The 19,176-nt window shown below is 70.0% G+C and carries 16 protein-coding genes and 1 tRNA gene; 10 read left to right on the top strand and 7 right to left on the bottom strand.

Annotated elements, in window-relative coordinates:
• Window positions 1-2: 2 nt before the first annotated feature.
• Window positions 3-563, bottom strand: a complete 561-nt coding sequence (locus N803_RS14970) for a 5-formyltetrahydrofolate cyclo-ligase (RefSeq protein ID WP_035906786.1) — start codon at window positions 561-563, stop codon at window positions 3-5.
• 62 nt (window positions 564-625) lie between these two features.
• On the opposite strand from N803_RS14970, the gene N803_RS14965 reads away from it, so the two are divergent.
• The 6 genes from N803_RS14965 (at window position 626) to N803_RS14940 (ending at window position 6,048) form a co-directional block, all read left to right on the top strand.
• Window positions 626-2,014 carry a UTP--glucose-1-phosphate uridylyltransferase gene (locus N803_RS14965; protein WP_035906785.1) on the top strand — a complete coding sequence of 463 codons (1,389 nt, stop codon included), beginning with the start codon at window positions 626-628 and terminating at the stop codon, window positions 2,012-2,014.
• Window positions 2,011-3,213 (top strand): molybdopterin molybdotransferase MoeA, encoded by a 1,203-nt coding sequence (locus N803_RS14960; protein ID WP_035906784.1) that lies wholly within the window; start codon window positions 2,011-2,013, stop codon window positions 3,211-3,213. The genes N803_RS14965 and N803_RS14960 overlap by 4 nt, the downstream gene beginning before the upstream one ends.
• A 171-nt stretch (window positions 3,214-3,384) precedes the next feature.
• Window positions 3,385-3,813: a cyclic pyranopterin monophosphate synthase MoaC gene (gene moaC, locus N803_RS14955; protein ID WP_156969811.1), complete on the top strand. Its 429-nt coding sequence runs from the start codon at window positions 3,385-3,387 to the stop codon at window positions 3,811-3,813.
• Window positions 3,810-4,307: a MogA/MoaB family molybdenum cofactor biosynthesis protein gene (locus N803_RS14950; RefSeq protein WP_035906783.1), complete on the top strand. Its 498-nt coding sequence runs from the start codon at window positions 3,810-3,812 to the stop codon at window positions 4,305-4,307. Before moaC ends, N803_RS14950 begins: the two co-directional genes overlap by 4 nt.
• 32 nt (window positions 4,308-4,339) lie before the next feature.
• A complete protein-coding gene (locus N803_RS14945; protein ID WP_245617312.1) occupies window positions 4,340-4,969 on the top strand; it encodes a GNAT family N-acetyltransferase in 630 nt (209 codons plus the stop codon).
• 26 nt (window positions 4,970-4,995) lie between these two features.
• A complete protein-coding gene (locus tag N803_RS14940) occupies window positions 4,996-6,048 on the top strand; it encodes a hypothetical protein (RefSeq protein ID WP_035906781.1) in 1,053 nt (350 codons plus the stop codon).
• Between the two features lie 21 nt (window positions 6,049-6,069).
• Here the strand turns inward: N803_RS14940 and N803_RS14935 are convergent, their stop codons facing one another.
• Window positions 6,070-7,305: an AI-2E family transporter gene (locus N803_RS14935; RefSeq protein ID WP_245617310.1), complete on the bottom strand. Its 1,236-nt coding sequence runs from the start codon at window positions 7,303-7,305 to the stop codon at window positions 6,070-6,072.
• A gap of 72 nt (window positions 7,306-7,377) precedes the next feature.
• Here N803_RS14935 and N803_RS14930 point away from each other — a divergent pair.
• Window positions 7,378-7,450 (top strand) — tRNA-Ala (locus tag N803_RS14930).
• Between the two features lie 591 nt (window positions 7,451-8,041).
• Entirely contained in the window at window positions 8,042-9,292 is a 1,251-nt protein-coding gene (locus N803_RS14925) for an NAD(P)/FAD-dependent oxidoreductase (protein ID WP_035906776.1), read from the top strand.
• Here the strand turns inward: N803_RS14925 and N803_RS14920 are convergent.
• On the bottom strand, window positions 9,240-10,940 hold the full coding sequence (locus tag N803_RS14920; protein WP_035906775.1) for a helix-turn-helix domain-containing protein: 1,701 nt from the start codon (window positions 10,938-10,940) through the stop codon (window positions 9,240-9,242). The genes N803_RS14925 and N803_RS14920 overlap by 53 nt on opposite strands.
• A gap of 125 nt (window positions 10,941-11,065) precedes the next feature.
• On the opposite strand from N803_RS14920, the gene N803_RS14915 reads away from it, so the two are divergent.
• Window positions 11,066-12,061 (top strand): YihY/virulence factor BrkB family protein, encoded by a 996-nt coding sequence (locus tag N803_RS14915; protein ID WP_035906771.1) that lies wholly within the window; start codon window positions 11,066-11,068, stop codon window positions 12,059-12,061.
• Here N803_RS14915 and N803_RS14910 read toward each other — a convergent pair.
• Complete coding sequence (locus N803_RS14910; RefSeq protein WP_052112343.1) at window positions 12,041-15,595, bottom strand: TM0106 family RecB-like putative nuclease; 3,555 nt, start codon at window positions 15,593-15,595, stop codon at window positions 12,041-12,043. The genes N803_RS14915 and N803_RS14910 overlap by 21 nt on opposite strands.
• An 82-nt stretch (window positions 15,596-15,677) precedes the next feature.
• Window positions 15,678-17,231: a dolichyl-phosphate-mannose--protein mannosyltransferase gene (locus tag N803_RS14905; RefSeq protein ID WP_035906769.1), complete on the bottom strand. Its 1,554-nt coding sequence runs from the start codon at window positions 17,229-17,231 to the stop codon at window positions 15,678-15,680.
• Window positions 17,232-17,293: 62 nt separating this feature from the next.
• Between N803_RS14905 and rsmI the strand changes: the two genes are divergently transcribed.
• The gene (gene rsmI, locus N803_RS14900; protein WP_035906766.1) at window positions 17,294-18,133 is read left to right on the top strand and encodes a 16S rRNA (cytidine(1402)-2'-O)-methyltransferase; all 840 of its coding nucleotides are present in this window, start codon (window positions 17,294-17,296) and stop codon (window positions 18,131-18,133) included.
• Between the two features lie 132 nt (window positions 18,134-18,265).
• Here the strand turns inward: rsmI and N803_RS14895 are convergent, their stop codons facing one another.
• Both N803_RS14895 and N803_RS14890 read right to left on the bottom strand, forming a co-directional pair.
• Window positions 18,266-18,595, bottom strand: coding sequence for a TraR/DksA family transcriptional regulator (locus N803_RS14895; RefSeq protein ID WP_035906837.1), 330 nt, complete (start codon window positions 18,593-18,595; stop codon window positions 18,266-18,268).
• A 113-nt stretch (window positions 18,596-18,708) separates the two neighbouring features.
• On the bottom strand, window positions 18,709-19,140 hold the full coding sequence (locus tag N803_RS14890) for a MarR family winged helix-turn-helix transcriptional regulator (protein WP_035906764.1): 432 nt from the start codon (window positions 19,138-19,140) through the stop codon (window positions 18,709-18,711).
• Window positions 19,141-19,176: the final 36 nt, after the last annotated feature.

Below are 19,176 nucleotides of genomic sequence, written 5' to 3'. Positions count from 1 at the left end.
CCTCAGAGCAGGGTGACGCCGTCCGCCGTGAGGACCCCGTCCACGGGCTGGTCGAAGTCGTCGGCGGGCAGCGCTGCGTCGAGGAGTTCTCCGGGATGCAGGACCACGAGGACCCGGGCGTCCGTTCCGCGACGGGCGAGCGCCCGGTCGTAGCTTCCGCCGCCGCGGCCGAGTCGCACGCCGGACCGGTCGGCCGCCAGTCCCGGGACGAGGACGAGACCGGCGGTCGAGATCGCGTCGGGACCCAACGGCATACGCCGCTCGTCCTCGGCAACGCACCAGTCGAGGTCGTTGTCCGGCAACGTGATCGGAACGATGACGCGTATGCCGTGCGCGGCCAGCGCGTCGATCGTCGCCGCCGTGGGCGGCTCGGTTCGCATGGCCTCGTAGGCCGCGACCGTCGACCCGGCGGCCAGGCCAAGGTCCTCCACGAGCCGGCGTGCAAGGGTCGCCACGGCGTGGTTGTCGGCGCTGCGATCCCGGGCCGCGCAGAGGGCGTGGCGCGTGGCCAGCAGCTGCGGTCGGAGTTCGGCCTTGGCGCGGCTCGTGGCGTCGTCGGTCACGGGTCCAGTGTCACCCCGGGCACCGCGCCGAGAGTGCGTGTCGGTCCCCTAGGGTGACGAGCATGCGTGAGGAGCAACTCCGGCAGAGCACCGACCTGATGCGCGCCCGTGGCGTGGACGAGCGCGCGATCGCCGCCTTCACCCGGTTCTACGTGATGCTCGAGGAGGGGGCGACGGGCTATATCGAGGAGGACACGATCGAGCCGCTGGGCGCCGTCCAGGCCCTCGCCGACCTCGAGGTCAGTGACGACGAAGTGAGCGAGGGGCTCGCGCGCTCCGTCGTCCTCAAGCTCAACGGCGGGCTGGGCACCTCGATGGGCGTGAGCGGACCGAAGTCCGCCCTCCCCGTGCGTGACGGACTGACCTTCCTCGACATCATCGCCAAGCAGGTGCTCGCCCTGAGGGCCGAGCACGACGTCGACCTGCCGCTCGTCTTCATGGACTCGTTCCGCACGCAGACCGAGACCCTGGCGATCCTCGAACGCCACGGTGGCCTCGCCGTGGAAGGGCTCCCGCTGAGCTTCCTCCAGAGCGCCGAACCCAAGCTGCGCGCCGACGACCTCACTCCCGTGTCGTGGCCGGACGACCCTGAGCTCGAGTGGTGCCCGCCGGGGCACGGCGACGTCTATGTGGCACTCCAGTCGAGCGGTCTGCTGGATACGTTGCGGGACAGGGGTTTTCGCTATCTCTTCCTGTCCAACGCGGACAATCTCGGGGCAGTCTGCGACCCGCGCATCCCGGCGTGGATGGCGCGCGATGGCGTGCCCTATGTCGCCGAGGTGTGTGAGCGGACCCGCAACGACCGCAAGGGCGGGCACCTCGCCCGGCGACGCGCAGACGGGCGACTCGTGCTGCGCGACTCCGCCCAGGTGGCTCCCGGCGAGGAGGCCTTCTTCGCGGACAACGAACGCCACGAGTACTTCCACGTCAACAACCTCTGGATCGACCTCGACGTCCTCGCGGACGAGCTCGCCCAGCGCGCCGGGGTGCTCGAACTGCCGATCATCGTCAACCGCAAGACCGTCGACCCGACGCGCAAGGACTCGACACCAGTCATCCAGATCGAGTCGTCGATGGGCACGGCGGTCGAGGTGTTCGAGGGGTCGCAGGCGCTCTTCGTCCCCCGCGACCGCTTCCGGCCGGTCAAGACGACGAACGAACTGCTGCTCGTCCGCTCCGACCTCTATGACCTGGACGATGCGAGTCGGGTGGTGTCCGTCATCGACCACGAGGAGCCGTTCATCGACCTGTCGAGCGAGTTCCGGTTCGTCGACGACTTCGACGCGCGCTTCCCCGACGGGGTGCCGTCCATCCGTGAGGCACGCTCGCTCGCCGTGGACGGAGACGTGACGTTCGGGCGAGACGTAGTGTGCGTCGGTGACGTGACGGTCCGTGCGCCCGACGGGCCTCGCACGATTCAGGACGGCACACGCCTCGAGGGTGAGGCGTGAGGACCGTCGAGGAGCACCGCGCCGCGGTGCTCGCGCTCGTCTCGGCTCTGCCCGCCGAGACCGTCGAGCTCTCCGATTCACTCGGACGTGTCCTCGCTGCCGACGTGGTCGCCCGCGTGGACCTTCCCGGCTTCGACAACTCGGCGATGGACGGGTATGCCGTCCGCTCGGCAGACGTCGTCGGCGCCACATCGGGGTCGCCGGTCGTCCTCGACGTCGACGGGGACATCGCTGCGGGAGACACCCGCTCGCACGTGCTCCGTCCCGGGGTGGCCATGCGGATCATGACGGGCGCGCCGTTGCCCGAGGGCGCAGACGCGGTCGTGCCCGTCGAGGACAGCGATGGGGGAGTGGAGCGTGCCGCGCTCTCTTTGGCGGCCGAGCCCGGGCGACACCTGCGTCGTCGGGGTGAGGACGTGCTCGCCGGTGACGTCGTGCTCCGCGCAGGCTCGGTGGTGACGCCCGGCCGGCTGGCCCTCATCGCCGCCGCGAACGTTCCGGAGGTTTCGGTTGCGGCCCGCCCGCGAGTCGCGATCTTCTCGTCCGGCGACGAGCTCGTCCCGGTCGGTCACTCGCCTCGACACGGCGAGATCGTCAACTCCAATGGCCCGATGCTTGCGGCACTCGTCGCCGGGGCGGACGCCGAGGTCGCGGGTGTGGGCGGTCTGCGCGACGAGGCCCGGGCGGTCGAGGGTCTGGTCGCCTTCGACCGCGACGTCGACCTCATCCTCACGACCGGCGGGGTGTCGATGGGCGCCTACGACACGGTGAAGGAGGTCCTCTCCGCGACCGGGACCGTCGAGTTCGTCAAGGTCGCCATGCGGCCCGGCATGCCCCAAGGGGCTGGCGTTGTGGGGGAGCGGCAGACGCCGATCATCACGCTGCCCGGCAACCCGGTGAGCTCGTTCGTCTCGTTCCACGTGTTCGTGCTTCCCGTCCTGCGGGCGCTCGCCGGGCTCGACCCCGAGCCCACACTCGTCGAGGCCGTGGCCGCGCAGGGCTGGTCGACGGTCGAGGGCAAGGTCGAGTTCACCCGCGTGGTGCTCGACGCCGAGGGGGCGCGTCCATCCGGCGGGCAGGGGTCGCACATGCTCGGCGCCCTCGCCGACGCCACGCATCTCGCCGTCGTGCCCGCGGACCGCAGCAAGATCCGCCCGGGGGACCCCGTCCAGTTGCTCCCGCTCGTGGGGAACAATTGACCCGTGGCCATCGATGACCCCAGCTCGACCCCAGGAACGTCCGCTTCGCCCGACGTGCCACCCGGGGTTGAGCGGGCCTTTGTGGGGTCACCCGATAATGGGGCGACGCAGGCGAGCGGGTCGACCGGGAGCTCGGGGCTGACGCATGTCCGGGCCGACGGGACGGCCCACATGGTCGACGTCTCGGCCAAGCCGGTCACCGCTCGCGAGGCGAGTGCCCGCGGCCGCGTCCTCCTGTCCGCCGCTGCCGTCGCAGCGTTGCGCGACGGGACCGTCCCGAAAGGTGACGCGCTCGCGGTCGCGCGGCTGGCCGGCATACAGGCAGTGAAAAGGACCCCGGAACTCATCCCGCTCGCCCACCCGGTCGCCGTGCACGCGGCGGCGGTCGATCTCGAGGTTGCCGACGACGGCGTCGACATTGCCGCGACCGTCCGCACCGCGGATCGCACGGGCATCGAGATGGAGGCCCTGACCGCGGTGAGCGTCGCCGCCCTCGCCCTCATCGACATGGTCAAGGCCGTCGACAAGCACGCCCGCATCACCGACGTGCGGGTCACCGCGAAGTCCGGCGGGCGGTCGGGCGACTGGACCGAGCAGTGAGCGAGCCACGGCCGCTGGACGGGCGGCGGGCCGTTGTCGTGACGGCGTCGACCAGGGCGGCACAGGGTGTCTATCCCGATCGGGGTGGTGCCCTCATCGTCGAAACGTTGCGCGAGTGGGGTGCCGAGGTCGACGACGCCACCGTCGTGGCCGACGCGGACGTCGAGGAGGCGCTCTCGGCAGCGCTCGCCGCGCAGCCCGACCTGCTGCTCACCACGGGCGGCACCGGGATCAGCCCCACCGACGCCACCCCCGAGGCGACGGCGCCGCTGCTCGACCGGGTGATGCCCGGGATCGCCGAGAGCATCCGGGCGGCCGGGGTCGCGGGCGGTGTGCCGACAGCGATGCTGTCCCGCGGGCTCGCCGGAGTCGCCGGACGAACCCTCATCATCAACCTGCCCGGGTCGACCGGTGGCGTGCGGGACGCGCTGTCCGTGCTCGAGCCGGTCCTCGGTCACGCCCTCAGCCAGATCGGCGGGGGTGATCACACGTGAAGTGGCCGCGGGTGCGCCGAGAGTGGTCGCTGGTGCTGACCGGGACGACGCCGCAGGGCGTGCCGATCCTCTTGCGTCCACTGCGTTCGGAGGACTCGGCCGAATACCAGTCGGTGCGCGCCGTCAACCGGCACTGGCTCGGGCCGTGGGACGCGACGTCGCCGGTGCCGGTCACGTCGGCGCGGACCTTCGACGATCTCGTCGAGCTCTTTCAGGAGGACGCGCTCGCTGGCCGGATGATCCCGCTCGTCATCGAGACCGATGGCCGCCTCGTGGGCCAGATCAACGTGAGCAACATCGTGCTGGGGTCGTTCCGGTCGTGCAGCGTCGGTTATTGGGTGGCGCAGTCGGTCGCGGGGAAGGGGATCATCCCCACCGCGCTGGCGCTCGTCGCCGACCATGCGTTCGGCGAACTCGCGCTCCACCGCATCGAGATCAATATCCGCCCCGAGAACGCCGCCAGTCTCGCGGTCGTCCGCAAGCTCGGCTTCCGGGACGAGGGTCTGCGCCGACGGATGTTGCACATCGATGGCGACTGGCGCGATCACCGATCGTTCGCGCTCACGACGGAGGACCTCGAGGGGTGCACCGTGATGGACCGTCTGACCCACACGTCACAGCAGTCACGTGCGCGACACACCGAGAAGGGTCCGACTGACTGACCTCCCGCACGCATAACGTCGTATTCGTGCAGCCGAGCAGTCTCATCTTCCTGGTCATCATCGGGATCTGGGCTGCCTACTTCGTCCAGTACTGGGTCCGTCGCCGCGAGCACCTCGCCACGATCCGGTCGGTCGACGCCTTCTCTCGCACGATGCGCGTGCTCGAGCGCCGCGATCCGCTCCCGTCCGTCGACCACGGAGCGCAGGCACCCCGCACGTATGCCGTCAGCCCGGCTCGCGCGGTCCGTCCGCAGGTCACGGTGAAGCGCGCCGAGGCCCGCGCCCCCGTGCCCTCGACGACGTCCTCCACGGGTGTCTCGATCCACCGCCCCGTCCGTGCCGAGCGCCCTGCGCCGGCCGCGCGGGTCGAGCCTGTTGCAGCCGAGCCCACGATGCAGCCGGGCCGCGCCACTCGCGGGATGGTCGTGCTCGTCGGACTCCTCGGCACCGTGGTCTTCGGCGTGCTGTCGCTCGTCGGCGTGCTCGTCCCGTGGGCAGTCGTCGTGCCGCTGACGATGGCTGGAGCCGGGTTCGTCTGGCTCCGCTCCGGTGTCCAGGCCGAGCTGCGTGCCCGTCGCGCAGCCCGCGGTCGTGCCCGCCGGGCTGCCGAGGGCCGGGTCGATCGAGAGCCGGTCGGCGCTTCGGTCGCCTCGACGCGGGTGTCCGCGACGCCGGCCGCTCGGACGCAGGCTCCGGTTCGACGCGACGTGGTCGCTGCCGAGTCCGGCGCCGACGAGGTGGCAGAGCTGGCAGAGCTGACGGAAACCGCTGACGACGTGGTCGTGGCCGAGGCGGCACCGTTCGATGTCGCCGCGCACACCGCTGAGGTTGCTGTTGCGCCCGAGCCGGTCGTGGCCGAGGTCGCGCCCGTGGCTGTTGTCGAGTCGTCGGCGCCCGCCGTCGACGAGGACGACATGCCGCTCACCTGGGACCCGGTGCCGGTCCCGCGCCCGACCTACACGATGAAGGCCAAGGCTGCGGAGCGTCCGGTGGCCACCGCCGAAGTGACGCCGGTCCCGGTGGACGACGACACGGCATACGACGACGACGTCCCCGAGCGCTGGATCGTCGGCGGCTGAGCAGCCGTCCCGCCCCCGGGCTCAGCCCGCCTCTTCCGCCTCCTCCAGTTCCCGCGCGAGGTCGGCCGGAACCTCGCGGCCGTCGAGCAGGTGGTGGCCGACGGCATTGAGGACCGCGACGAGCGGCACGGCGATGAGGGCTCCCAGGACTCCGGCGACGACGACACCGGCGGCGATGCCGAGGATCACCGCGAGCGGGTGGACCCGAACCGCCCGGCCGAGGACGAGCGGCTGGAGGACGTGCGACTCGAGCTGCTGCACGGCGATGACGCCGCCGAGCATGATGAGCGCCTTCACCGGGCCCAGCGCGACCAGCGCCAGCAGCACGGGCACGGCACCCGAGATCGCCGCACCGATGACCGGCACGAACGCGCCGAAGAAGACGAGCACTGCGACACCGGACGCGAACGGAACGCCGAGCAGGGCCGCCACGAGCCCGATGCCCAGGGCATCGACGGCCGCGACGAGGATCGTCGCGCGGGTGAACGCCGACAGCTGACCCCACGCGATGACGCCGGAGGAGTGGACCCGGTCGCGCGAGCTGCGCGGGAAGAGCCGCACGACCCACGCCCAGATCTGCTCGCCCTGGTAGAGGAAGAAGAAGAGCGCGAACATCGCGATGAAGAAGCCCGCGACGAGGTGGGTCACGGTGAGCCCGGCCTGCGCGGCCGTCTGCCCGAGGTTGCCGCCGCTCGAACTCACGGTCTCGCGGGCCTGGTCGATCCACTCCTCGACCTGGGTGTCGGTGATGCCGAACGTGTCGCGGAACCAACCGCGCACCTCGTCGACGCCCTGGCCGACCTGGCTGCTGATGTCGCCGAACTGCGACGTGAACTGCGAGCCGACGAAACTCAGGGCGCCGATGATGAGGGCGAGGGTGCCGATGACGGTCAGCCCGGCCGCCGCGCCGCGGGGGATGTTCCGGGCAAGGAAGCGGGTCACGGGGTAGAGCAGAGCCGACAGCAACAGAGCCACGATGAGCGGGACCGTCACCTCGCTCAGGTAGGCGAAGAGATACAGGGCCCCCAGCACGGCCGCAGCGATGATGAGCAGACGCCACGACCACTCGCTCGCGGTGCGCACTCCCATCGGCACCTGCCAGGCGGCGGGCTGGTGCGCCGGGTCGGTGTCGACGCCCGGGGCGGCTGCCATGGGCGGTGCGGGCTCGGGGTGCGAATCGGGCGCCTGGGCCCCCAGTCGCGGCAGGTCAGCGGGGTCGGCACGGCCGACGCGGGCGGACGGCATACGGAGGCGCATGGAAGTGAGCGTATGCCGGGTGGTCCGGTTTCGTTCGCGGCCTCACCCGGTGTTATCGTGATGCCCGCTCAAGGGGCTGTGGCGCAGTTGGTAGCGCGTCTCGTTCGCAATGAGAAGGCCAGGGGTTCGAATCCCCTCAGCTCCACCGAATGACCGAAGGACCAGACACGCTTTGCGTCTGGTCCTTCGGTCATTTCGAGTATGTGCATGCGGCATTCGGCGGGTCCTGTGTTCGCACGGGCGGAGCCCCTCCGCGCGAAGCGCGCCCCCCGCGACGGCTCGCCTCAGCTCCACCCGCGATGAGTACGTGGGGTCAGACGACCGAAGGTCGATCGATCTGCCAGTACCTGAGGCCGACTTCTTCGAAGCGCGACTCGAGGGCGTGCCGAACGGGTAGGGAAGGCTGACCAAGAGGTGGTCGCACCGCGAACCCGGAAACCACGGCTCGCCGATCGGCAGGGTGTGCCCCATCCCGAGCCGTCCTCCACGGTTGTAGGACACGGTCATCGCGAGAAGCTCCACGGCCCGGTCGTCGGCGAACGGAGTGCAGACCACGAACTCCAGCCCACGGCCGCCGTCCGTTGTGGCCCAACCCCCGACCGAGACGTAGGTCCAGACATCAGCGCTCGACGCTGGTTCGATGTGGCGACCCGGTTGTGGTGAGAGCACAATTCTCCGGCGCGACTTTGTGCTCCTGGGGTCACTGCTGACCATGGCGGGGCCCGAGACTGGAGCCATGGCTACCTCGGCTCCCTCGCTTCAGTCCCCGCAGCGCGTCGTCATCCTCGGCGCGGGCATGGTCGGTCTCTCGACCGCGTGGTTCCTCCAGGAGGCCGGTGTCGACGTCACGGTCGTGGATCGTGATGGTGTCGCGGCTGGCTCGAGCTGGGGCAACGCCGGGTGGCTGACCCCGAGCATCGCCGTCCCGCTCCCCGAGCCGTCGGTTCTCAAGTACGGCCTCAAGGCCGTCCTCAGCCCGTCGTCGCCGGTCTATGTGCCGCCGACGGCGAACCCACGGCTCCTCCGCTTCCTCACGCAGTTCGCGCGCAACTGCACTCCCGCGCGCTGGCAGCAGGCCATGCGGGCCCTCATCCCGCTCAACAACGGTGCCCTCGACGCCTACGCCGAGCTGGAGCGTGGCGGAGTGACCGCCCGGACGATGGCGGCTGAGCCCTTCACCGCCGCGTTCAAGTCCGTTGCCGACAGCCGCGCCCTCCTCGAGGAGTTCGAGCACATCGCGGCCTGCGGCCAGTCCGTGAACTTCGACGTCGTGGACGGGGCCCAGGCCCGCCGTGACGAGCCGGCTCTGGCCGACGACATCGAGACGGCCATCCGGATCCGCGACGAGCGCTTCATCGACCCGTCGACCTACGTCCACGCCATCGCCGACGCCGTGCTCCGCCGTGGCGGTCGCATCGTCGAAGGTGTCGACGTCGACGCCGTGCAGTCCTCGAAGACCGGGGTCGTCGTTGCCGGCGAGCGCTACGACACCGCCGTGCTCGCAACCGGCGCTCGCCTCGGCGACCTCGCCCGTCCGTTCGGTGTGCGACGTCTCGTGCAGGCCGGCCGCGGCTACTCCTTCACGGTCAAGGTCGACGACGTCCCCCGTGGGCCGGTCTACTTCCCCACGCAGCGCGTCGCGTGCACGCCCGTGGGTGACCGCCTGCGCATCGCCGGAATGATGGAGTTCCGCGACGTCGACGCGCCCATGGACCCGCGCCGCATCAACGCCCTGGTCACGGAGGCCGGCACGCTCCTCAAGGGCGCCCACCTCGACCAGCGTGAGGACGAGTGGGTCGGCGCCCGACCCTGCACCGCTGACGGCCTGCCGCTCATCGGCGCCTCGAACGACCCGCGCGTCTATGTCGCCGGTGGCCACGGCATGTGGGGCGTCACCCTCGGCCCGGTCACGGGCAAGCTCCTCGCGGAGCAGATCACGACAGGGCGTTGCCCGGAGTCGCTGCGCGCGGTCGACCCACTGCGGTAGTCGTTCCGAGCCTGCCCGCCTGCTCCTCGCGGAGGCGGGCCAGCTCGATGCGCACGGCGAGTCGTTGCCGCGGGTCATCGAGATCGACCGGGCACAGTTCGGCGAACCTGGCCAGTCGGTAGCGGATCGTGTTGGCGTGAACCCCGAGGCTGCGTGCGGCCTTCTGCGGTTCGCCCCAGTGGTCGAGGACCGCCTCGAGTGTCGCGGCCCAGTCGCCACGCGTCGACGACGTCGTGCCGTTCGTTCGGTTGATGCCATCCGAACTGGCCGCACCCGCCGGAGCCGCCGCGTCCGCCGTGCTGCCCACACCGAGGAGCTCGGCGAGCGGTGTGGCCCACGAGCGGCCAACCTGACCACGGACAGCGCGTCCGAGCACCAGCGATGGCCACTCGTCGTCGAAGGTGATGACGGCTCGGTTGGCGGCGCTCTCACCCTCGTTCCTGCTCAGGCTGTCACTCAGCGACAGCAGCTCCGTGGCGTCGGCGAGGGACTGCTGGAGGTCACCGACGGAATGAACCTCCCTCCCGACGACCAACCGCGTCGCGGCGGTGCTCTTCAGGCGCGAGGTCGCGAGCTCAGTCAGCCACGACAGGCTGCCGGGCCCGTGTCGCCCGTGCAGGATGGCGTAGACCGTGGAGTCGAGATCGACGATGAGGGGCTGGCGCCAGCCATAGCGGCGGCTCAGCCCGAGCAGGACCTCGCGGCTGGCGTCGGCGTCGAGCGATGCCGGCCCGTCGACCGCGGCGACTCGCCACGGACCGTCGTCGAGCCATCGCGGACGTTGCGTCACGGCGCCGCGCAGGACGCGGCGGACCTGGTCGAGATGGACCTGATGGTGCAACTCGCTCTGTGACCGCAATCGGAGCAGGCCCAGGGCGACGAGTTCCGTCACGGCGGGGAGTTTGCCCAGCCGCTCCGGCGAGGTGGGGCCGTCGACGACCGCCCAGATCGAGCCGAGCCATTCACCTCCGGCCCAGACGGGCACGATGTAGCGACCTCGGACGTCGTTCGCCCCCGCCGGCACGAGGAACGGCTCGTCCGAACGCGCCAACCTCTTGAAGACACCGAGCGAGCGGAAGTGCTCACGCGTCGCGCGGGGGACACGCCGCCCCACGATGGTGGACATCCGGGCCGCGTCGACGTCGGTCTGGCCGCTCGAATACGCAAGGACTCGCGAGGTGGCGTCCTCGATCGTCACCGGCGCGTCGAGGAGTGCGCTGACCGTGTCGGCCAGCTGGAAGAGGTCGCCATAGACCTGGTCGGCCGGTCCGTGTCCGCTGCCGCCGGCTGACCCGCCCGGAGCGACCTCGACCGCCGAGCGCAGCGCCGTCAGGCCGGTCGTCCACGTGCTCTGCTCGGTCCACTCCAGCAGCGGCAGTTCGTGCGCCGCGCACTCGGACCTGACCTCGGGCAGTTCCGACCACGGACGGCGGAGCACCAGTCCCGCGGACTCCCGGGCGGCCTCGACGAGGGCGAGTGCCTCCTCGGCGCTGCGGACACCGACCGCGACGACGAGGTCACTGCGCTCCGTCCGCGCCGGGTCCGTGGCCTCCACGATCTCCACGTCCCGGACCACCCGGTCCTCACCGGCGCCGACGAGTCGCACGAACGTCTGCCCCAGAGCACGTGCGAGATCGTCAGCGGTCATCACCCCGTCACTATGGCACTGGGCCGCGCGCGCTCGGCCGACGACCAGCGTGTCGACGGCACTCGAGGACCCGACTTCTCGCATGGCTGTCTGTCACCGGCGCCGTGATGTGGTGGGATTCTCAGGTGGCGACCGTCGGGCCGCTGGACCGATTCCAGCGCAAGCACCGCATCCTCGGGTACCCACTTGCCGTCATCTACAAGTTCTATGACGACCAGGCGGGCTATCTCGTCGGCCTCATTGCGTATTACTCCTTCCTGTCGTTCCTGCCGCTGCTCCTCATCTTCACGACGGCATTGAGCCTCGTGCTCCAGAACTATCCCGATCTCCAGCAACGCATGATCGACTCGGCCCTGTCCGAGATCCCCGTCATCGGCGACCAACTGAGTGAGCCGGCGGCCCTGCGCGGGAGCATCACCGGCGTCATCATCAGCGGCGTCGTCGCGCTGTACGGCGGGCTCGGCATCGGCCAGGCGTTCCAGTACGCGATGAACACCGTGTGGGGTGTGCCACGCAACAACCGGCCGAACCCCTTCCACTCACGCGGCCGCAGCTTCCTCCTGCTCCTCACGGTGCTGCTGTTCGTCATCATCACGACGACGATCTCGATCGTCAGCGCCCGGGCGAGCGACGACTTCCCGGCGACGACCCGGGTCGGCGTCGTCGTGGCAACGTTCCTCGGCACAGCCCTGGTGTTTGCGCTCGGCATGCGTCGTGCGGTCGCGCTCAACCTGCGCCTGCGCGACGTCGCCGTCGGAGCGTTCGGCGCCGCCCTCACGTGGCAGGGCCTGCAGTATTTCGGCGTCGGGTTCGTGGAGCGGGCCGTCAACACGACCTCGGCGATCAACAGCGTTTTCGGCATCGTCATCGGCCTCTTCGCGTTCTTCCACCTAGCCGCGCTGGGCGTCGTGTTCTTCGCCGAGGCCGATGTCGTGCGACGCAACCATCTGTATCCCCGGGCACTCCTGACGCTCTTCACCGACAACGTCGTCCTGACGGACGGGGACCGTCGCGCCTACGCGCAGCAGGCGAGGATCGGCCGCTTCAAGCAGTACCAACAGATCGACGTCGACTTCGAGAAGCCCGTCGATCCGGAGGACTCAGGCGCGCAGCCCCGCTGACGCGGTCGCCGCGGGCGACGTCGACTCGACCGCACGCTCGGTCAGCCCGAGGAAGGCTCCCAGCGCGATGAGTTCGCTGGCGCTGTTCGGTGGGAAGTCGGCCAGTCCCGTGGAGTGCACGATGTATGCCGCGTGCTTGCCTCGGGAGACCGCGACGTTGAGCCGATGCCGGTCCAGGAGGAAGCCCATGCCCCGGGAGACGTCTCCGTGGGAAGAGGCCGCCAGCGACAGGATGGCGATCGGCGCTTCCTGACCCTGGAACTTGTCGACCGTGCCGACCGGAACCGCGTCGAGATTGACCTCGCGCAGTGCCGCCTTGATGGCGCCCATCTGGCTGTTGTAGGGCGTGATCACGCAGAAGTCGGTCTCGCTCAGGGGCCGCCCCGCCTGGGCGTCGTCGTCGTCCGTCGCGACCCACGTCCGGTCGAGCAGGTCTCGGATCAGGCCGACGACCGCAGCGGCCTCCTCCGGCGAAGAGGTCCGATTGTCACGGTGCTCCACCTGGACCACGTGGATGCCGGGCTCGACACCGTCGAGCGAGCGGCCGGCGGTGACCCGGGTTTCGGAGGTGAGCTGCCCGGCATACGACAACTGCGACACGGCCTCGGTGAGCTGCGGGTGCATGCGCCATGTCGTCTCGAGGAAGTAGCCGAGCTCTGGCGGCACGAGCGACTCGCCATCTGCGAGCCAGCCGAGGGCGGACTCGTCGACCGGGTCGGGGTGGACGCCCTGGGAGACCTGGGGCAGCTGGGCGGGGTCACCGAGCAGCAGCAACCGGGCTCCCGCGGCCGAGACGGCGAGCGTCTTGGCCAGAGAGAACTGCCCCGCCTCGTCGATGACGACGAGATCGAGTTCACCGCGTTCGACGCGCTTGGTGTTCGTGAGGTCCCACGCGGTGCCACCGATCACGCAGCCCTTGCCTTCGCCGGCAAGGTCGGCCATGAAGGCCGGGATGTCGTCGGAATGCTTGAGCGCGGTCCACGTGGGTGCGTCGGTGTGCTTGGGAGCCTTGGCCACCTGGTCGGCAGGGAGGCCCGCGGCCACGACGGCGGTCAGGATGTTCTCAATGGCGGCGTGTCCCTGGGAGCAGACGCCGACCTTCCACCCGTGGTCGCGGACGAGCCGGGCGATGACCCGTGCGCCCACGTAGGTCTTGCCCGTTCCGGGCGGTCCCTGCACGGCGACGAAGGAGTCGTCCATGCCGAGGAGTGCGTCGCCGATCGAGGTGACAAAGCGCTCGTCGCCCGTTCCCACGGCGGGCAGCGCAACCCCACCGCGCAGCCGCGGACCGCGACGGAGCAGCACGTCGATGCCGGACCGCTCGGGAAGCACGGGATGCGAGTCCCGGACGTCCTCGGCAATCTCACGGATGGCCTCGTCGATGGACTTGGTCGGGATGGTTCCGGTGGGCACGAAGGCGAGCGGGAAGACATCGATCTCGGACCTGCCGGGGGCGTTCTCGAGGATGGTGAGTCGCTGACGGATGCGGCCGTTGTCGCCGAGCACCTCCTCGGCCTCGATCACCTCGGTGGTGCTGGGACTCTTGGCGTGGGCGTTGGTCTCCTGGTGGTCCTTGGCGGGTGGGAAGGCCGGCGGCGCGGCATAGAGCGCCGTGACGTTCCCGAGCTCGAGCAGCGTGCCACCCACCGGGTTCACCAGCACCGAATAGCGACGCTTGGCGCCGCTGCGAGGAGTCGGCTTGTGCCAGTCCTCCAGGAGCTCGGCCTCACCCTCGACGACCGCGACACCGCTGGAGCGCTGCCAGTTGCCGACGGGTTGTGCGATCCGGTCGTAGTGCTCCCACCAGAAGGGTTTGTCCTCGCGTGCGTGGAACAGCACGGCCGACGCGACGAGGGCGACGGCGTGGTCCTCGGCCGTGCGATCGGCGGGTGGAATGTCGTCGACGAGCGCCCGCAGCTCGGCCTCGAGGGCCAGTTGCGCCTGTCGGTCCTCGCGGACCTCGCGCTGCTGCTGCGCCTCACCCGGCGCACCCACGATGCCGTCCGGCACCCGCTCGATGAGCCAGTCCCGCAGCTTCCACGTCGAGATGCAGTCGTCCTCGTTGTATTCGGCGATGCCGTCGATGATCTGCGTGGCCTCGTCCCAGCGCTCCATCGTCCGGGCCATCATGAACCGGTGGTACTCGACGATCGAGTCGTCGCCCTTCTGGAGGTCGGCGGTGCGGGCACCCATGTAGAGGGGCTCGAGCTTCTTGATCGAGTAGGACCGCTGGCCCACCCGAATCGCGGCGCGCACCGTTGCATACAGATCGACGAAGACTCCGTCGCGCAGCAGCTGGTCGACCGCGTCCTCGCACACCGAGTGCCGAGCCGCGAGCCGCTTGAGCGCGGCAGTCTCATAGGGCGCGTAGTGATAGATGTGCAGGCCCGGCCAGGTCGCCCGACGCTTCTCCACGTAGTCGACAAAGTCGATGAGGGCCTGCTTCTCCTGCGCCCGGTCGTGCGCCCAGAACGACTGGAAGACAGGGGCGTCCGTGTCGACCTCGACGAGACCGAAGAGGTACTCGAGGCCCCACACGCTCGAACCCCGCTCACTCCACAGCGGGTCACCCTCGAAGTCGAAGAAGATGTCGCCCGCGCTCGGACGGGGGAGGCGACGGATCGCCGCCTCGTCGATGACGTCGAAAGGAACGGACCTCTCGGCCTCGGCCCTCAACTGGAGTTGCGCCTGCGCGCGGAGCCGCTCGAGCCGGTGGTCCTGCACGTCCTCCACGGGACCCTCTGCCGTGGCCAGGTCGTCGATCGTCTGGATGCCAGCGTCGACGAACCGCCGTCGGGTCGTCGTGCGCATGCCCGCGACGAGGAGCAGGTCGCGGTGCGCGGTCACCTCGGCGTCGCAGACGTCACAGCGGCCGCAGGCGGTCCAGCGGGCATCGCCCCACGTGCCCGGACCGGCGTCGGCGCGGTGGTCGGCCACGAGCTCCTTGAGCCGAGCCCAGCGGCGGTGGAAGACCGGGACGATCTCCTGCAACGCGTAGTCGTGGCGCTCACCGGAGCCGAGGACAAGGCGAGCCACCGGGGCGGTGGGCACGCCGTGGGACTGGAGCACCGCGGCATACGCCGCGATCTGCAACAGGGCCGGGACGTTGGCCGAACGGGCGAGCTTGGTGTCACTGACGAGCCAACCCTCGGGGGTGCGCTCGATGAAGTCGGCGTAGCCGAGGATCGTCCCGTCGAAGATGACGGCCTGGGCGAGCACCTCGGCGTCGGATGACAGGGCCGCGAGTGTCTCGCTCATGGCCGCCCCGTAGGCCTCCCGCGAGTGGCCATCCGGGCGATTCAGCCCACGGACACGGCCGGGGTGGTCGTCCCGGAGCCGCTGCAACTCGAGACTCTCGTGCGCCAGGCCGAGCTCGACGATGCGCTCGTGCATGAGGCTCTCCGGCTCCTCCACCCGTGGGGCTCGACCGAGCAGCACATCGAGCTCTCGCACGAGTCGGAACTCGCACTCGGCAGCGGTGCGCAGGTCGTGGGGGCTGAGGACGATCTCGTCGTCGCCGGGGAAGAAGAACACACCCTCACGGTAGGTGGGTGCACCGACAACGTCCGGCAGCGACTCAGATCAGCCACTCACATCAGAGACTCGGACCAGACACTCAGATCCAGGACGGGAACCACATGAGGCGGTACCAGTGTGCATATGGCACGACCTCCGCGGCATACAACGGGTAGAACCACGCGAACAGTCCGATCGTCAGCAGCAGGTAACCACCCACGACGATCGCCCCGATCCGCCGCCTCTCCCGTGACGCCGACGCGCCGCCGAGCAGCAACCCGATGCAGAACACGATCGCCAGCACGACATACGGCTCGAACGCGACCGAGTAGAACGCATAGATCGTGCGGTGCTGATACATGAACCACGGCCCGTACCCCGCCACGATCCCCGCGAGCGCCGCCCCCGCACGCCAGTCGCGCTTCACCGCCCAGAAGAACAGGCACACGAGGAGCGCCACGATCCCGACCCACCACACCGACACCGTGCCGATGGTGTGGACGGCCTGCGAGCACGAGTCGACGTCGCAGGATCCCTCGCCCCGCTTCGTCCCCTCGTAGAAGAACGACGTCGGCCGCGCCTGCACCATCCAGCCCCACGGGTTCGACTGGTACGAGTGCGGAGTCGACAGAGTGGTGTTGAACTGCCACATGTCCTGGTGGTACTTCACCCAGTTGCGCAGCACCGGCGGCAGCCACTGGATGCCCTCGCCCGGATGGAAGGTGTTCCACTGCCGGTGGTAGCCGTTCGACCCGAGGAACCACCCCGCCCACGAGACCACGTAGACGACCGCACCGGTCACGACGAGCTGCACCGCGGCATACGGGCCGTCCTTGAGGAAGCCTTCACGCACCCACGGGCGAATCCCCACGGCGCGTCGCGCACCCCAGTCCCAGAGCACCGTCATCAGCCCGAAGACGGCGATGAAGAAGATGCCGGACCACTTCGTCGAGACGCAGAGCCCGAGCATGAGCCCCGCGACCCAGCGCCAGGGGCGGGCTCCCAACCATGGTCCGGAGGTGAGGCGTATGCCGGTGGGCCGCGTCCCTGCCCAACTCGCCAGGCGCTCGCGGGTCTGGTCCCGATCGACGACGAGTGCCGCGAATCCGGCGAGCGCGAAGAACGACACGATCATGTCGAGGATGCCGGTGCGCGACATGACGAAGTGGGTGCCCTCGACGGCCAGCAGCAGCGCGGCGATGCAGCCGAGGAGGGTCGACCCGAACATCCGGCGGGCGACCCGTCCGAGGATGAGGATCGACAGCGTGCCCGTCGCGGCGACGGCGAAGCGCCACCCGAACGAACTCGTCGGCCCGAAGATCCACTCGCCCAGGCCGATGAGCCACTTGCCGACGGGTGGGTGGACGACCATGTCGCCCTGGTCGCTGAAGACGTTGACGTTGCCGGCGTTCCAGAGCTTGTCGGCGGCCTCGTTCTTGCCCTGGACGCGCATCTCGACGCCGTACTTGATCATCGACCAGCCCTGCTTGACGTAGTACGTCTCGTCGAAGACCAGGGAGTGCGGTCGGTCCAGGTGCCAGAACCGCAGGAACCCGCCGACGGCCGCGATGAACAGCGGTCCGAGCCAGCCCCAGAGGCGATCGGTGGGAGTTGTCCCGAGCAGGCGGGCGCGCAGCTCGTCGGTCCGGGTCACCGGCACATCGTAGGCAAAGCGACCTGTGTGGGGGCTGGGTCCGCGACCGTAGGATCGCTGACATGACCGAGACGGGCGTGTTGGTGCTGGCCGCGACTCCGATCGGCGACCCGCGCGACGCGGCTCCGCGGTTGGCCTCCGAGCTGGAGGCGGCAGACGTCATCGCCGCCGAGGACACGCGCCGGCTGCGCCGTTTGTGCTCCGCACTGGACGTGTCGCCGCGTGGGTCGGTCGTCAGCTATCACGAGCACAACGAGGCGTCGCGGACGCCGGATCTCGTCGAGAGACTTCGCGAGGGCGCTCGCGTTCTCGTCGTCACGGATGCCGGTATGCCGTCCGTGTCCGACCCGGGGTACCGCCTGGTGTCCGCGGCGGTCGGGATCGACGCCCGGGTGACGTGTGTGCCGGGGCCGTCGGCAGTGCTCATGGCGCTCGCGGTGTCGGGGCTTCCGGTGGACCGGTTCTGCTTCGAGGGGTTCCTGCCGCGCAAGGGCGGGGAGCGGCTGCGGGCGCTCACGGCGCTGCGGGACGAGAAGCGGACGATGGTGTTCTTCGAGGCGCCGCACCGGATCGCCCAGTCGCTCGCGGCGATGGAGTCGGTGTTCGGGGGAGACCGGCGCGCGGCGGTGTGCCGTGAACTGACGAAGACGTATGAAGAGGTGCGGCGCGGGACGCTCGTCGACCTCGTGGCCTGGGCCGACGACGGCGTCAAGGGTGAGATCACTGTTGTCGTCGCCGGGGCCGTTGTCGAGGTGGGCGACGTGGAGAGCCAGCTCACCGGCATCCTCGACCGGGTCGCGGCGGGGGAGCGGCTCAAGGATGTGTGCTCCGACGTCGCCTCGGCCACGGGCCTGTCCAAGAAGGCGCTCTACGACGCCGCCCTCGCCGCCCAAAAGCCTTGACCGCCCGCGCGCCCCAACTTTTGCTCCCCATGAGGGTTCATGTGGGGTCCGGAGGGTTCATTGCCCTCCGGACCCCACATCAACCCTCCGGTCGGCCCTGAGGGGTCGGCTCGGACCCGGCCGACCGTCGCGTCAGCAGGTGACGCAGGTGCGCGCGGTGGGCCGGGCCTCGAGGCGCGCGGCAGCGATCGGGGATCCGCACCGCTCGCACACGCCGTAGGTCCCACCGTCCAGCCGCTCCATCGCCGCGTCGACCTCGGCGAGGTGCTGCCTCGCCTGCTGGATGAGGGCGTCGACCTGCGACCGCTCGAACGCGATCGTCGCGCCCTCCGGGTCGTGCTCGTCGTCGGCGTTGCTGTCGCGCGAGGCGTCCACGAACCGGTCGAAGTCGTCGCTCAGGTCGGCCAACCGCTCGAGCGTGGCCAGCCGGTCCCGGGCGAGCGTTGCGCGCACGTCGTCCATGCACCGGATCGTGTCATCGTCCACTGACACGGGGCCAAAGTCGGTCCTCCGCGACGTGGGAGGGCCGGGAGGTGCGCGATCCTCGGGAGGCGGGCGGACGGCATACCGGAGGGTCAGTCGTCGGCGAGAGCTGCGCGACAGGTCTCGAGCAGTTGACGGAGCGAGGCGCGCTGCTTCGGGGTGAGCGCGTCGTGGACCTGCTGCTCGATCCGGGATGCGCGCGCGTCGGCACTGCGCAGGATTCGGGCGCCCTCGGGAGTGAGGCGGCCCGGGCGGGCAGTGCGGTTCCAGTCATCGCTCTCGCGCTGGACGAGCCCCTTGGCTTCGAGCGCCTTGAGGACGGCCGCTGCCGCCTGGGGAGTGACGAGGCAACTCCGCGCCAGGCCGGCACCGGTGATGCCGGGGTTGTCCCGCAGCGTGAGGAGGGCGGCGTACTGCGCCACCGTCAGGCCCACCTCGCGCAGTGCAGTGGCCTTGCGGGCCATGAGGGCGACCTCCGTCGCCTTGATGTCGAAGCCGAGGCGTTCACTGACGTCGAGGACCATGCGCCCACTCTACGAGACTTGGCAACTATCAAAGGC

It is taken from the genome of Knoellia subterranea KCTC 19937, assembly GCF_000768685.1.
Classification (GTDB): domain Bacteria; phylum Actinomycetota; class Actinomycetes; order Actinomycetales; family Dermatophilaceae; genus Knoellia; species Knoellia subterranea.
This window is presented reverse-complemented; position numbering and strand designations above follow the sequence as displayed.